General features: G+C 59.6%; 1 pseudogene. It reads left to right on the top strand.

Features of this window, described 5'->3' with window-relative positions:
- A pseudogene (locus CH341_RS34825) lies at positions 1-319 on the top strand (hypothetical protein); the annotation flags it as partial.

Here is a 319-nt window from a genome sequence, read left to right as displayed (position 1 = left end):
CACCCTGATATTGTTCGGTTTCGTGGTTGCCGGAACGATCGCGGCGATGGATACGGGCGATCAGCTTCTGGCCATCATCACGATCGTCGGATTTCTCGTCGGCCTCGCGCGCATCGCCATATGCCTGCACTACCGACGCTGGCGCAGAAGCGCGTTGCGTATTGGCGACAAATGGCGTCGCTGGGAGCTCGCCTATATGGCGGGGGGATGGGCGTTCTCGGCCTGTCTTGGCACTTTGGCAGCACGCACGCTCGTCTTTCAAAACCACATGGCCGACGTTGTCGTGATGACGCTCACCATGGCCTATTTCACTGGCATC

Origin of the sequence: Rhodoplanes roseus (assembly GCF_003258865.1) — a bacterium.
In the GTDB taxonomy this organism is placed as follows: domain Bacteria; phylum Pseudomonadota; class Alphaproteobacteria; order Rhizobiales; family Xanthobacteraceae; genus Rhodoplanes; species Rhodoplanes roseus.
The sequence above is the reverse complement of the archived record's forward strand: the minus strand, read 5'-3'. Positions and strand labels throughout refer to the sequence as shown.